Origin of the sequence: Streptomyces qaidamensis (assembly GCF_001611795.1) — a bacterium.
GTDB classification, from domain to species: domain Bacteria; phylum Actinomycetota; class Actinomycetes; order Streptomycetales; family Streptomycetaceae; genus Streptomyces; species Streptomyces qaidamensis.
Map to the genome: position 1 here is coordinate 6769738 of NZ_CP015098.1, position 13042 is coordinate 6782779.

Consider the following 13042-nt stretch of genomic DNA (forward strand, 5'->3'; position numbering starts at 1 on the left):
GGCTCCTCGCCCTTCGTCAGCGGGCCCCGGTACGCTTCAGATATGAGTGCTGTCCCTCGTTCCGAAAAGCCGGCGGGCCGTTTCCGGCGCATGCTCGACCGGCTCTCCTCGTCGCAGGAGGACCTGGAGTCCGAGGAACTGCGAGAAGACAGCGAGACGGCCGGCTGCATCCGGATCGGAGACTGCCAGGACCGCCAGATAGTGACGGTTACTGGTACCTTGCGCACGGTCACCCTTCGGCCGCGTGCGGGAGTCCCGGCCCTGGAGGCCGAGCTGTTCGACGGCTCCGCCGCGCTGGACGTGGTCTGGCTCGGCAGGCGCTCCATCGTGGGGATAGAGCCGGGACGCAAACTGATCGCGTCGGGCCGGATCTCGATGAGCCGGGGCCGCCGGGTGCTGTTCAATCCCAAGTACGAACTGAGACCCCTCGGACGGGAGTAGCCGGTGACGTCGCTCGACAAGCCGACCGAAGAGACATCTGCGGACGACGCCCGGGCGGTGACCGAGGCCGCCCTGTTCGAGGCGTTCGGCGGCGTGCGGGGCATGGTGGAGACGGTCCTGCCCGGCCTCCTCTTCGTCACCATCTACACGATCAACAAGGACCTGCACCTCTCGGCGATCGCGGCGCTGGCGGTGTCGCTGGTGCTGGTCGTGGTCCGGCTGGTGATGAAGGACACCGTCAAGCACGCCTTCAGCGGTGTCTTCGGCGTGGCCTTCGGTGTCGTCTTCGCGATGATGACCGGCAACGCCAAGGACTTCTACCTGCCCGGCATGCTCTACACGCTGGGACTGGGCCTCGCCTACATCATCACCACGCTGTGCGGGGTGCCGCTGATCGGGCTGATCCTCGGACCGGTCTTCAAGGAGAACCTCTCCTGGCGCACGCGCAACCCCGGCCGCAAGAAGGCCTACGCGAAGGCCAGCTACGCGTGGGGAGCGATCCTGCTCGCCAAGTGCGCGATCCTCTTCCCGCTGTACTGGTGGGCCGACACCACCCAGCTGGGCTGGGTCCTGGTGGCCCTGAAGATCCCGCCGTTCCTGCTCGCGGTGTACCTGACGTGGCTGTTCCTCGCGAAGGCGCCCGCGCCGATCGACGTGTTCGCCGAGATGGAGGCCGAGGAGAAGGCGGCCGAGGAACGCGAGCGGCAGGCTGCCGCCCGGTCCGCGGAGCAGTGAACCTGAGGCGCTGACGGAAACGGAAGGGGCGTCCCGAGTACTCGGGACGCCCCTTCCGCTTGCTCGGAGACCGCTCAGCCCGCCGTGGTCCGCCGCACCGACAGCAGGTCCTCCAGCTGTTCCTCACGGGCCTGTGCCGCCACGAAGAGGAGTTCGTCGCCGGCCTCCAGGGAGTCCTCCCGCGAGGGCGTCAGCACACGGTTGCCGCGGATGATCGTCACCAGGGACGTGTCCTGCGGCCACTCGACGTCGCCGACCTGCGTGCCGGCCAGGGCCGACTCCTCCGGCAGGGTCAGCTCGACCAGGTTGGCGTCGCCGTGGCTGAAGCGGAGCAGGCGGACCAGGTCGCCCACGCTCACCGCCTCCTCGACCAGGGCCGACATCAGGCGCGGGGTGGAGACGGCCACGTCCACGCCCCAGGACTCGTTGAACAACCACTCGTTCTTGGGATTGTTCACACGGGCGACGACGCGCGGGACGCCGTACTCCGTCTTGGCGAGGAGCGAGACGACCAGGTTCACCTTGTCGTCGCCGGTCGCGGCGATCACGACGTTGCAGCGCTGGAGCGCCGCCTCGTCCAGGGACGTGATCTCGCAGGCGTCGGCGAGCAGCCACTCCGCCTGCGGGACGCGCTCGACCGAGATGGCGGTCGGCGCCTTGTCGATCAGCAGGACCTCGTGGCCGTTCTCCAGCAGTTCGCCCGCGATCGAGCGGCCGACGGCGCCGGCTCCGGCAATGGCGACCCTCATCAGTGACCGCCCTCCTGTTCGGGACCCTTGGCGAACGCCGCCTCGACCTTGTCGACCTCGTCGGTGCGCATCATCACGTGCACCAGGTCGCCCTCCTGCAGCACCGTCTGCGAGGTGGGCAGGACCGCCTCGCCGAGCCGGGTCAGGAACGCCACGCGCACACCCGTCTCCTCCTGGATCCGGCTGATCTTGTGGCCGACCCAGGCGGTGGAGGTGTGCACCTCGGCGAGCTGGACCCCGCCCGTGGGGTCGCGCCACAGCGGCTCCGCGCCGGAGGGGAGCAGACGGCGCAGCATCTGGTCGGCCGTCCAGCGGACGGTCGCGACGGTGGGGATGCCCAGGCGCTGGTAGACCTCCGCGCGGCGGGGGTCGTAGATGCGGGCGGCGACGTTCTCGATGCCGAACATCTCGCGGGCCACGCGAGCGGCGATGATGTTGGAGTTGTCACCGCTGGAGACGGCGGCGAAGGCGCCGGCCTCCTCGATGCCCGCCTCGCGCAGGGTGTCCTGGTCGAAGCCGACGCCCGTGACGCGACGGCCGCCGAACCCCGAGCCCAGCCGGCGGAAGGCGGTGGGGTCCTGGTCGACCACGGCGACCGTGTGCCCCTGTTGCTCCAGGTTCTGGGCCAGCGCGGAACCCACCCTTCCGCAACCCATGATGACGATGTGCATGGCCTCACACCACGCTTCCCGCAGACCTTCCGGCCTGCGTCAGTGTTCTGCTCATGTCTCTCTCTCGGCTCGCCGGGCAGCACTTCGCGGCCTTCTGTGCGGGCCGCCAGGCACCATCATGCCGGGGAACGCCGGGTGTGATCCCCTTCGGTGTCCGCCCGCCCGGCCGATCGCCCGTGTCCAACGTATCGGCAAGGCCCAGTCAGCCCACCAGGACCCTCGGGTGTGGCGGGGGCCGGTGGGCGTCGGCGTGGCCGGTGGGCCGGACTCAGCCGGCGCCTCGACCACCGCTTCCGGACGGGGAGTTCGCCGTCCGCCTCGTGCGAGCAGGCCGGCCAGGAGCACCAGCAGCGTCATGCCCGCCTTGACCGGCGAGGAGCCGAGGATGGTCTGGCCTCCACCAGCACGAACAGGGCCGGCAGCAGCGCACCGCCGATGAGCAGGGCGAGCACCGTCGGGTCGGTCCAGCCGTGGGGCTCGGCCCGGGTGAAGCCGTAGACCAGAGAGACGAGGCCGGTGGCGCTGAGCAGCACCCCGGGGACGTCCAGGTTGCGCAGGTTGCCGCCCGGGCGGTCGCGCAGGATGAGCGGGACGTCGAAGAGGGCGATCGCGGTCATGGGGATGTTGATGCAAAGACACCAGCGCCAGCTGGCGTACTCGGTGAGCAGCCCGCCCGCCACGACCCGAGGGCCGCTCCGCCCGCGCCGACACCGGCGAACACGCCGAAGGCCCTTCCGCGCTCGCGCCCGCGCGAGGCGGGCCTCACGATCTCCACCGACCTGCACGACTGGGACGGCTCCAACCCCTACCACGAGCCCTTCGCCCGTCAGGCCGACCTGGTCTTCCTGTCCAGCACGGCTCTGAGCGACCCGGAGCGGACCATGCGGCGGATCGCCGAGCGGGGCAGGGCCCGGATCGTCGTCGCCACGGCCGGGGCGGACGGCGCCTACCTGCCGGCCGACGATGAACTCACCCACGTACCCGCCGCCCCGCCCCCGGTTCCGGTCGTCGACTCCAACGGCGCGGGCGACGCCTTCGCCGCCGCGTTCCTCTACGCCTGGCTGAACGGCGCCCCACCCCTGCGCAGCGCCCTGCACGGCACCGTGGCCGGTGCCTACGCCTGCACGATCCCGTCGACCCGGGCCGCCGCCATCGGACGGGAGGAACTGCGCGCGCGGGTGGCGGGGCTGGAGCGGTCCGAGCCTGCTCCTAGGGGGTGTCCGGCGGCGCGTCCTTGCGGCGGCTGATGCTGCGGACGCTCGCCAGCGTCAGGATTCCGAGGGCGACGAGGGTGGCCGCGGCGCCGATCAGCTGGGCGGGCGTGTGCATGGGACCTCCAGGGGGGCAACGGCCGGGAGACGGACAGGGCTCAGTCATATAGGCATGGGAAGCGGGTGACCTGCGGAATCCCCAGCCGCACAGGCCTCTGAATTCACTCGGAGAGCAGAGGGAACGCCGATGGGGGGTGGCGGGTGGGCGCCCCCGCAATCGAACGCCTACGATCCTCTGTTGTGTCCAAACTGACCGACGTGCCCAAACGGATCCTGATCGGGCGCGCACTGCGCAGCGACCGGCTGGGCGAAACGCTCCTGCCGAAGCGCATCGCACTCCCCGTCTTCGCCTCCGACCCGCTCTCCTCCGTGGCGTACGCGCCCGGTGAGGTCCTGCTGGTCCTGTCGATCGCGGGCGTGACGGCGTACCACTTCAGCCCCTGGATCGCCGTCGCGGTCGTCGTGCTGATGTTCACCGTGGTGGCGTCGTACCGGCAGAACGTGCACGCCTACCCCAGCGGCGGCGGCGACTACGAGGTGGCCACCACCAACCTCGGCCCCAAGGCCGGCCTCACCGTCGCCAGCGCGCTGCTCGTCGACTACGTCCTCACCGTGGCCGTGTCGATCTCCTCCGGCATCGAGAACCTCGGCTCCGCGATCCCGTTCGTCGTCGAGCACAAGGTGTTCTGCGCGATCGGCGTGATCGTGCTGCTGACCTTGATGAACCTGCGCGGGGTGAAGGAGTCCGGCTCGCTGTTCGCGATCCCGACGTACGTCTTCGTCGCGGGCGTCTTCACCATGATCGCGTGGGGCGCCTTCCGCGGACTGGTCCTGGACGACACCATGCGGGCACCGACCGCGGACTACGTCATCAAGCCCGAGCACCAGGGCCTGGCCGGATTCGCCCTGGTCTTCCTGCTGCTGCGCGCCTTCTCCTCCGGCTGCGCCGCCCTCACCGGCGTCGAGGCGATCTCCAACGGCGTCCCGGCCTTCCGCAAGCCCAAGTCGAAGAACGCCGCGACCACCCTCGCCATGATGGGCCTGCTGGCCGTCACCATGTTCTGCGGCATCATCGCGCTGGCCGCCGCGACCGACGTCCGCATGGCCGAGAACCCGGCCAAGGACCTGTTCCACAACGGTGTCCCGCTCGGCGGCGACTACGTCCAGAACCCGGTGATCTCCCAGGTCGCCGAGGCGGTTTTCGGCAAGGGCAGCTTCCTGTTCATCATCCTGGCCGCCGCCACCGCGCTGGTCCTGTTCCTCGCCGCCAACACCGCCTACAACGGTTTCCCGCTGCTCGGCTCGATCCTCGCCCAGGACCGCTACCTGCCCCGCCAGCTGCACACCCGCGGCGACCGGCTGGCCTTCTCCAACGGCATCGTGCTCCTCGCCGGCGCCGCCGGACTGCTGGTCGGGATCTACGGCGCCGACTCCACGCGCCTGATCCAGCTCTACATCGTCGGCGTGTTCGTGTCCTTCACGCTCAGCCAGACCGGCATGGTCCGGCACTGGAACCGCCACCTGGCCACCGAGAAGGACCAGGCCAAGCGCCGTCACATGATCCGCTCCCGCGCCATCAACGCCTTCGGCGCGTTCTTCACCGGCCTGGTGCTGGTGGTCGTCCTCGTCACCAAGTTCACGCACGGCGCCTGGGTCGCCCTGCTCGGCATGGTGATCTTCTACGCGACGATGACGGCCATCCGTAAGCACTACGACCGGGTCGCCGCCGAGATCGCGGCCCCCGAGGGCCCGAGCGACGACAGCGTACGGCCCTCCCGCGTCCACTCGGTCGTACTGATCTCCAAGATCCACCGCCCGGCACTGCGCGCCCTGGCCTACGCCAAGCTGATGCGCTCGGACACGCTGGAGGCCCTCAGCGTCAACGTCGACCCGGCGGAGATCAAGGCCCTGCGCGAGGAGTGGGAGCGGCGCGGCATCGACGTACCGCTGAAGGTTTTGGACTCGCCCTACCGCGAGATCACCCGGCCGATCATCGAGTACGTCAAGAGCCTGCGCAAGGAATCGCCGCGGGACGCGGTGTCCGTGATCATCCCCGAGTATGTCGTCGGCCACTGGTACGAGCACCTGCTGCACAACCAGAGCGCCCTGCGGCTGAAGGGACGGCTGCTGTTCACGCCCGGGATCATGGTGACCTCGGTGCCGTACCAGCTGCAGTCCTCCGAGGCGGCCAAGCGGCGGGCCCGCAGGCAGCAGGACTGGAACGCGCCGGGGTCGGTGCGCCGGGGTCCCGCCCAGGTGCCGTCGAAGGAGTCCTCCGAGCGCAAGTCCTGACGATTTCCCGATGCGACGGCTCGTGTGAAGCGGCCGGGTGGCAGCCACGTAGACTGGTGGGCTGTTGTCCGGCCGTTTTTCGTTCGGCCCTTCCCCCTCACGCGTTATGGAGTCACCCCGCCATGCAGGCAGAACCGAGGAAGTCGCTGGTGGGGGAGGAGTACGAGGTCGAGGTCGGCCCCGTCGCCCACGGCGGTCACTGCGTCGCCCGTACGTCCGAGGGGCAGGTGCTGTTCGTACGGCACGCGCTGCCCGGTGAGCGGGTCGTGGCGCGGGTGACGGAGGGCGAAGAGGGCGCACGGTTCCTGCGCGCGGACGCCGTGACGGTGCTCGACGCCTCCAAGGACCGGATCGACGAGCCCTGCCCGTTCGCCGGTCCCGGCCGCTGCGGTGGCTGCGACTGGCAGCACGCCAAGCCGGGCGCGCAGCGCCGCCTGAAGGCCGACGTCATCGCCGAACAGCTCCAGCACCTCGCCGGGCTCACCCCGGAGGAGGCCGGCTGGGACGGCACGGTGTTGCCCGCCGAGGGCGACAAGGTGCCCGCGGGCCAGGTCCCCGCGTGGCGCACCCGCGTCCAGTACGCCGTCACCGCCGACGGCCGGGCGGGCCTGCGCCGGCACCGCTCGCACGAGGTGGAGCCGATCGACCACTGCATGATCGCCGCGGAGGGCGTCAGCGAGCTGGGCATCGAGAAGCGGGTCTGGACGGGCATGGACTCCGTCGAGGCGATCGCGGCGACGGGCTCCCAGGACCGCCAGGTGATCCTCACCCCGAAGCCGGGCGCGCGCCTTCCGCTGGTCGAACTCGACCGCCCGGTCTCCGTCCTGCGCGTGGACGAGCGCTCCGGCGGTGTCCACCGCGTCCACGGCCGCCCCTTCGTCCGCGAACGCGCCGACGGCCGCACGCACCGTGTCGGCAACGGCGGCTTCTGGCAGGTCCACCCGAAGGCGGCCGACACGCTGGTCACGGCTGTGATGCAGGGCCTGCTCCCGCGCAAGGGCGACATGGCCCTCGATCTGTACTGCGGCGTCGGCCTCTTCGCCGGCGCCCTCGCCGACCGCGTCGGCGACCAGGGCGCGGTCCTCGGCATCGAGTCCGGCAAGCGCGCGGTGGAGGACGCACGGCACAACCTCGCGGACTTCGAGCGCGTACGGATCGAGCAGGGCAAGGTCGAGGCGGTCCTCCCGCGCACCGGCATCTCGGAGGTCGACCTGATCGTCCTGGACCCGCCTCGGGCGGGGGCTGGCCGCAAGACGGTCCAGCACCTGGCCTCGCTGGGCGCGCGGCGGATCGCGTACGTGGCGTGCGATCCGGCTGCGTTGGCGCGGGACTTGGGGTATTTCCGGGACGGTGGGTATCGGGTGCGGACGCTTCGGGCGTTCGATCTGTTTCCGATGACGCATCACGTGGAGTGCGTGGCGATTCTTGAGCCTGCGGATAAGGGTGCTTGACCTGCGGTTTTGTTGCTCTAGTGGGTTGCTCGACCTGTTTCCCTCCGCGCAGCGGTTCAATCGGGCGGATCGATCCTTGAGAGCTCTCTGATCTGCGAGTTCGTGAGGAATGCGCTGCACCAGGGCGACGCCTTCAGATGTCTCTTCGGGGATTCTTGACGCTCGGACGACGCTCATAATGGCGTCTCTACCGCGCCATCACGTTTAGTGGTGCCAGCGACCGCTTGGCTCCGCGCTCGCGGAGCTGAGAGCGCCATTGATACCTGCCTGGTATCATGGTCGTATGGCGATGACACTTCGACTCCCCGACGACCTTGACGCGAAGCTCACCGAGCGGGCTCGTCGGGAGGGCCGCAGCAAGCAGGAACTCGCCATCGAGGCCATCCGGGACGCCCAGAACCGGGCCGAGCTGAAGGTCAATGACGTCTTGGTCGAGCTCATGGACAGTGATGCGGAGATCCTGGACTACCTGAAGTGACCGACGTGCGCTACATCCAGATCGACGAAATCCTGGCCATCGCCCGTACGGTCAACGGTACGGAGCACAGCGTGCGTGACATGGGCCTTCTGGTGTCAGCGATCGAGCGACCCCGGACGAACGTGTTCGGAGCCGAGCTGTATCCCACGCTGCACGAGAAGGCTGCGGCATTGCTGCACTCCGTCGCCCGCAATCACGCACTGATCGACGGCAACAAGCGCACTGCCTGGCTGGCCATGCGCGTCTTCCTGCGGTTCAACGGCGTCAGCGCCAGTACCGTCCCACCGCCCGTCTCCATTGCCGGCCCGTTCGTCGAGGAAGTCGCGCAGGACAACATCGATGTACCGGTCATCGCCAAGCGCCTGGCGGCCTGGTTCCCTGCTTCCTGACGTTCGACGACGTGAGGGCGGGGCACGCGCGTGCCCCGCCCTCACGCGCGGTCCGGCCCTGCTCAGGTCAGGCCGGAATGGGGCGCTGTGTACTGGAATGCGTGGCTCCCTTTCGGCGTGGAATACCGGACAGCAGTTGCATGCTTTCCGCACGGCTTGTGCCCTGCGCTCTGCGGCCGGACATGTCGGCCCCCTGCTCTGTCCTGGCACCGCGGTCGGGCCGCGCGTTTGACCGGAGGCTCCCTCCGTTTTACTCTCGAACGTGTACGGAGGCAGCATCCGTTTTGGTGCGGCCGCAGGATCATGGCAGGTAGGAGGGCGCATGAGCGCCGGTGAACTGCGGGGACGCAAGCCCCGCGCGGACGTCCAGCGCAACCGCGCTGCCCTCCTGGAGACCGCGCAGCGTCACTTCCTGCGGCACGGGGTCGGAACCTCCCTCGAGGCGGTGGCCAAGGAGGCGGGAGTCGGGCCCGCCACCCTGTATCGGCACTTCCCCACCCGTGAAGCGCTGCTGGCGGCTGTGCTGCAGACGCGCTCCGAAGAACTGGTGGCCCGCCAGGCGGAGATCGAGCAACTCGGCGACCCGGCCGAGGCGCTGGAGCAGTGGCTGCGGGCGATGGAGGAGTACTTCAGCGCCTTCAGCGGGCTGCCCGACCCGCTCATGGCCGCGGCTCGGGCGCAGGAGCCGGACAACCCGCTCACGATTCCCTGCGACATCCTCATCTCCGCCACCGATCAATACGTGCGAGCCGCGCAGCTCGCGGGGCGCGTGCGCCCGTCGGTGCGGGGGTACGACCTGTTCCTCGCGGCCTGTTCCATTGCCTGGATCAAAGGCAACGGCGCCGAAAAGGAGTCGCTCGACCGGCTCCGCACGCTCATCGCGAGCGGCTACCGCCAGCGGGACACCCAGGCGTAAACCGCCAGACACCGCGCCTCGCCCCCCGCAAGGCCAGGTGGCACCAGCACACGGCCATCACATCGCGCTGTCCTCAGGGGCGGCACAACCTTCCAAGGAACAAATCATGAAAATTACTGTCATAGGCGCCGGTGCCATCGGCGGGAACCTCGCTGCCAAGCTCAGCACGGCCGGTCACGACGTCCAGGTGGCCGACGCCCGCGGCCCCGAGGCCGTCCGGGCGGAGGCGCTGGAGTCCGGGGCCCGCGCGGCGGAGCTCGCCGACGCCGTCCAGGGCCGGGACGTCATCGTCCTGGCCACCCCCTTCGGGGTGGCGGGGAAGCTGGCCGGCCTGTTCGCCTCGGTCCCCGCCGAGACGGTGGTCATCGACACCTCGAACTACTATCCGCACCTCAGCGGGCAGATCGAGGCCGTGGACAACGGCGAGGTCGAGAGCGTGTGGAACGCCGAGCAGCTGGGGCGCCCCGTGGTCAAGGCATGGAACGCCGCCCTGGCCGAGACCCAGCGGACCAAGGGTGTTCCGGCCGGAACGCCCGGCCGCCTCGCCATCCCCGTCGCCGGCGACTCCGAGGAGGCGCGGCGTGTGGCCATGCGGCTCGTGGACGACACCGGCTTCGACCCCTACGACGCCGGCACGCTGGCCGACTCCTGGCGCCAGCAGCCGAACAGCCCCGCCTACTGCACCGAGCTGAGCTTCGACGAGCTGCCGGCGGCCCTGGCCGCGGCCGACCGCGTCAAGGACGCGGCCATCCGCGACAGCCTCCCGGAACGCTTCGCCGCCCTCCCGGCCAACCCCACCGTCGACGACGTCGTCGAGATGAACCGCGCCGCCCACCGCTGAGACACCCGACGCGGCTCTCGTGCACCCAACGGCACGAGGGCGGCAGCGCTGGGCGCCACGAACACACAATAACGAACACGAAGAGCGCACAGTCCCCCCACGCTGCAGCCTCGGCACCCCGCTGCCTGCGAACATCCGCAAGCCTGCAGGTACCCGCAAAAGTGCATCTCGCGTCCGGCCCTTACTTCGGCTACCGCCTCGCATGGCCTGCCGTACTGCGCTGTGCCGCGGCCGCAGTGGCGGCGACTGCGCGCCATGGAGAGGAATCGCCTTGCCCGGCACCACATCAGCTTTCACCGAGATCGCACGCTCCCGACGCTCCCCCCGGCACTTCCTGCCCACCGCCCTGTCCCCTTCGGACATCCGCGGCGTGCTGGAAGACGCGCAGACGGCGCCCTCGAACAGCAACACCCAGCCGTGGTCGGTGCACGTCGTCTCAGGTGCGGCGCGGGACGCCCTGGCCAAAGAGCTGCTCCGGGCCGAGGAGGAGGGGTGGACCTCCCCGGATTTCACCGACGGCTACGGCGACGGCCTCTACCTCGAGCGGTCGCGGGCCCTGGGCGCGAGTGTCTACCGGACCCGAGGCGTCGAGCGCTCGGACCGGGACGGCAGGAGGGCGGCGGTACGTGAGAACCTGGAGTTCTACGGCGCTCCCCATGCCGCCTTCCTGTTCATGCCGGCACTCGGCGACGGGGTACGGACGGCCGGCGACATCGGCATGTACGCGCAGAACTTCCTGCTCTCGCTGGCGGCCCGGGGACTGGCCGGCATCCCGCAGACCGTACTCGGCGTCTACGCCGACACCGTCCGCGAGTTCCTGGGTGTCCCCGCGGAGCTCAAGCTGCTGTTCGGCATCTCCTTCGGCATGGCTGACCCGGCGGCACCCGTGAACACGCTCCGCACAGAGCGGGTTCCGCTGCAGCGGAGCGTGGTCCTGCACGACACACCCGGAGTCCTCGACAGGCCGTAGCTCCTCCGCCCGCAGGAACCATCCGGTGCCGTGCCTGGGTTTGGGGCCGACACTCGGCCGGCCCCAAACCCTGGCATCCGCACGGCCTCTGACTACCCCGGAGATGCCTCCGCCCTCGAGAAAACAAGTGGAGGTGTTCTCCGCTTTTCATCGCTCAGTCTGGAGCAGCAGGGCATCAGGGCGCCGGCGCGGGCGGCCGACGACACCGGCGACTGCCGGGACCTTGTCGAGCAAGGGCAGCAGCTGGGTGACGTCGTTGCGGTTGCCGCCGGTCAGCGACACCGCAAGCGGGATGCCCTGGCCGTCGGTGAGGACGTGATGCTTGCTGCCCGGACGTGCGCGGTCGACCGGGCTGGGACCGCTTTGGGCCTCTGCGGGCCGCCCGGACATGAGAGGAATCGATCACCGCCCGCGACCAGTCCAGCTTCTTCGCCGCCCGCAGCTTCTTCAGCAGCACCAGGTGCAGTTCGTCCCAGACGCCGGCCTCGTTCAAGGCGGCCAGGCGCCGCCAGCACGTCATCCCCGAGCCAAAGCCCAGCTCCTGCGGCAGGTACTCCCACTGGATGCCGGTGTGCAGCACGAACGGGATCCCGCACAAGGCCTGCCGGTCCGGGACCCGCGGCCTGCCCTCGACCAGCTTCGGACCCGGCTTGGGCAGCAACGGCTCGATCAGCGACCACAGTTCGTCCGAGACAATCCACGGACGCGACTGCCTCTTCCCCACGACCAGACCAACGAGCAACCAAACCGACAGTCACATGATCAACGGCTTCTGTTAGGACCTCTAAGCCGGAATGGGGAGCGGTGGGGAGGCTGCCCAGCGCCGTGGCGCCAGAGTTACTCCTCGTGCCCGACGGGTCGTACGCCGTCAGGACCTTGCCGCAGTGCCATGGTCGGCGCCCGCCCGTCGATCCGCACAGACCGCCGCACCCATCCCCCCCGGTTCCTTGGTCTTCGTCCTCGTTCACCAGTTCCCGTAGTCCTCCACGTAGGTGGCGATCAGCTCGAGCAGGGCGTCGGCCCGGTGCCGGTCCTCGCGTTGCTCGCGGAGGGCCTTGTAGGCGGCCTGGAGGCGGGCCAGGGCGGCCGGTTCACCGTCGACCAGGTCGTCGACCACCGGCGTGGTGACCAGGTCCAGGCATTCGGTGAGCAGGCGGCGGGTGGCCGGGGCGGGGGGAGCAGGGTCGGGGGTGGCGAAGCTGGTGGTCAGGTAGCGCGCGGGGTTCGTGAGGCTCCAGCCGACGACGGTGCCGTGCTGGACGAGGAGTGCCACGTCGGGGGCGATGCCGATGCCGGCTTCCAGCGGTTCGTCGAGGACGTCGAGGTCGCGCAGGCAGGTCAGCACGGCATCGCCGGGAGCGCGGCACAGCACCGTGCACATCTCGTGCCGGAAGTCCTTGACCTCGTCCGCGCGGAGCCCGCCCGGGCGTACTTCGGGCGGGACGGGAAGGCGGGCCGAGTCCTCGGCTGAGGCGGACTCTTCCGGAATTCGGAATTCAGCCCCGACCATCTGTCGGTCGCTCGGGGCGAAGCGGAAAACGTCGGGGAGGTCCCACAGCAGGTCCTGGCTGCCGAACGTGTCCGCGAGGAACTTCTCCCGTTCCACCCGGTCCGCATAGGGGGAAACGATCAGGAAAGTACCGAGGAGACGGGGAACGAGGTCGAGCGGCTCGTCCGTCACCGTCGCGGACCAGCCGCCGTCGAACTTCAGTTTCGTCGTCATCACTGCCTCATCTGATCTGTACCGCCGGAGGCTGGAAGCGGCCGTCCTTGGCGGGAATCCTGCCGTTCACGATGTCCTCGTGCGTTACCGGCGCACTGGGGTCCGTTGGTTTCCC

13 protein-coding genes and 2 pseudogenes are annotated in these 13042 nt (G+C 69.7%); 10 read left to right on the forward strand and 5 right to left on the reverse strand.

Annotation, left to right across the window (positions count from 1 at the left end):
• The first annotated feature begins 42 nt into the window (after positions 1–42).
• Together A4E84_RS30150 and A4E84_RS30155 are read left to right on the forward strand one after the other, a co-directional pair.
• Positions 43–441, forward strand: coding sequence for an OB-fold nucleic acid binding domain-containing protein (locus tag A4E84_RS30150; protein WP_078899176.1), 399 nt, complete (start codon positions 43–45; stop codon positions 439–441).
• A 3-nt stretch (positions 442–444) separates the two neighbouring features.
• Positions 445–1176, forward strand: coding sequence for a DUF3159 domain-containing protein (locus A4E84_RS30155; protein ID WP_062929552.1), 732 nt, complete (start codon positions 445–447; stop codon positions 1174–1176).
• 74 nt (positions 1177–1250) lie between these two features.
• Here A4E84_RS30155 and A4E84_RS30160 read toward each other — a convergent pair whose 3' ends face one another.
• The 3 genes from A4E84_RS30160 to A4E84_RS41355 all read right to left on the reverse strand — a co-directional run bounded on the left by A4E84_RS30160 (position 1251) and on the right by A4E84_RS41355 (position 3213).
• A complete protein-coding gene (locus tag A4E84_RS30160; protein ID WP_062929553.1) occupies positions 1251–1925 on the reverse strand; it encodes a potassium channel family protein in 675 nt (224 codons plus the stop codon).
• A complete protein-coding gene (locus A4E84_RS30165) occupies positions 1925–2596 on the reverse strand; it encodes a potassium channel family protein (protein ID WP_062929554.1) in 672 nt (223 codons plus the stop codon). Before A4E84_RS30165 ends, A4E84_RS30160 begins: the two co-directional genes overlap by 1 nt.
• A gap of 353 nt (positions 2597–2949) precedes the next feature.
• The gene (locus A4E84_RS41355; RefSeq protein WP_237305173.1) at positions 2950–3213 is read right to left on the reverse strand and encodes a hypothetical protein; all 264 of its coding nucleotides are present in this window, start codon (positions 3211–3213) and stop codon (positions 2950–2952) included.
• A 132-nt stretch (positions 3214–3345) separates the two neighbouring features.
• Here A4E84_RS41355 and A4E84_RS30170 point away from each other — a divergent pair.
• The 8 genes and pseudogenes from A4E84_RS30170 to A4E84_RS30205 all read left to right on the forward strand — a co-directional run.
• Positions 3346–3843: pseudogene (locus tag A4E84_RS30170) on the forward strand (PfkB family carbohydrate kinase); the annotation flags it as partial.
• Between the two features lie 264 nt (positions 3844–4107).
• The gene (locus A4E84_RS30175; RefSeq protein WP_062929555.1) at positions 4108–6159 is read left to right on the forward strand and encodes an APC family permease; all 2052 of its coding nucleotides are present in this window, start codon (positions 4108–4110) and stop codon (positions 6157–6159) included.
• A 122-nt stretch (positions 6160–6281) separates the two neighbouring features.
• The gene (locus tag A4E84_RS30180) at positions 6282–7610 is read left to right on the forward strand and encodes a class I SAM-dependent RNA methyltransferase (RefSeq protein WP_062929556.1); all 1329 of its coding nucleotides are present in this window, start codon (positions 6282–6284) and stop codon (positions 7608–7610) included.
• Between the two features lie 283 nt (positions 7611–7893).
• On the forward strand, positions 7894–8088 hold the full coding sequence (locus A4E84_RS30185) for a ribbon-helix-helix protein, CopG family (protein ID WP_062929557.1): 195 nt from the start codon (positions 7894–7896) through the stop codon (positions 8086–8088).
• Complete coding sequence (locus A4E84_RS30190) at positions 8085–8477, forward strand: type II toxin-antitoxin system death-on-curing family toxin (RefSeq protein WP_062929558.1); 393 nt, start codon at positions 8085–8087, stop codon at positions 8475–8477. The genes A4E84_RS30185 and A4E84_RS30190 overlap by 4 nt, the downstream gene beginning before the upstream one ends.
• A 322-nt stretch (positions 8478–8799) precedes the next feature.
• Positions 8800–9393 (forward strand): TetR/AcrR family transcriptional regulator, encoded by a 594-nt coding sequence (locus tag A4E84_RS30195; RefSeq protein WP_062929559.1) that lies wholly within the window; start codon positions 8800–8802, stop codon positions 9391–9393.
• A 106-nt stretch (positions 9394–9499) separates the two neighbouring features.
• Positions 9500–10234 (forward strand): NADPH-dependent F420 reductase, encoded by a 735-nt coding sequence (locus A4E84_RS30200; RefSeq protein WP_062929560.1) that lies wholly within the window; start codon positions 9500–9502, stop codon positions 10232–10234.
• A 271-nt stretch (positions 10235–10505) separates the two neighbouring features.
• On the forward strand, positions 10506–11204 hold the full coding sequence (locus A4E84_RS30205) for a nitroreductase (RefSeq protein WP_062929561.1): 699 nt from the start codon (positions 10506–10508) through the stop codon (positions 11202–11204).
• A gap of 168 nt (positions 11205–11372) precedes the next feature.
• Here A4E84_RS30205 and A4E84_RS44790 read toward each other — a convergent pair.
• Positions 11373–11928, reverse strand: a pseudogene (locus A4E84_RS44790) (IS5 family transposase); the annotation flags it as partial.
• A gap of 240 nt (positions 11929–12168) precedes the next feature.
• Entirely contained in the window at positions 12169–12927 is a 759-nt protein-coding gene (locus A4E84_RS30215) for a hypothetical protein (protein ID WP_062929562.1), read from the reverse strand.
• Positions 12928–13042: the final 115 nt, after the last annotated feature.

What these genes read in the sequence shown, in the direction of transcription:
- A4E84_RS30150 (WP_078899176.1), top strand. Translation starts at nt 43, where the DNA reads ATGAGTGCTGTCCCTCGTTCCGAAAAGCCGGCGGGCCGTTTCCGGCGC.
- A4E84_RS30160 (WP_062929553.1), bottom strand. Translation starts at nt 1,925, where the DNA reads ATGAGGGTCGCCATTGCCGGAGCCGGCGCCGTCGGCCGCTCGATCGCG.
- A4E84_RS30165 (WP_062929554.1), bottom strand. Translation starts at nt 2,596, where the DNA reads ATGCACATCGTCATCATGGGTTGCGGAAGGGTGGGTTCCGCGCTGGCC.
- A4E84_RS41355 (WP_237305173.1), bottom strand. Translation starts at nt 3,213, where the DNA reads ATGACCGCGATCGCCCTCTTCGACGTCCCGCTCATCCTGCGCGACCGC.
- A4E84_RS30180 (WP_062929556.1), top strand. Translation starts at nt 6,282, where the DNA reads ATGCAGGCAGAACCGAGGAAGTCGCTGGTGGGGGAGGAGTACGAGGTC.
- A4E84_RS30185 (WP_062929557.1), top strand. Translation starts at nt 7,894, where the DNA reads ATGGCGATGACACTTCGACTCCCCGACGACCTTGACGCGAAGCTCACC.
- A4E84_RS30195 (WP_062929559.1), top strand. Translation starts at nt 8,800, where the DNA reads ATGAGCGCCGGTGAACTGCGGGGACGCAAGCCCCGCGCGGACGTCCAG.
- A4E84_RS30200 (WP_062929560.1), top strand. Translation starts at nt 9,500, where the DNA reads ATGAAAATTACTGTCATAGGCGCCGGTGCCATCGGCGGGAACCTCGCT.
- A4E84_RS30215 (WP_062929562.1), bottom strand. Translation starts at nt 12,927, where the DNA reads ATGACGACGAAACTGAAGTTCGACGGCGGCTGGTCCGCGACGGTGACG.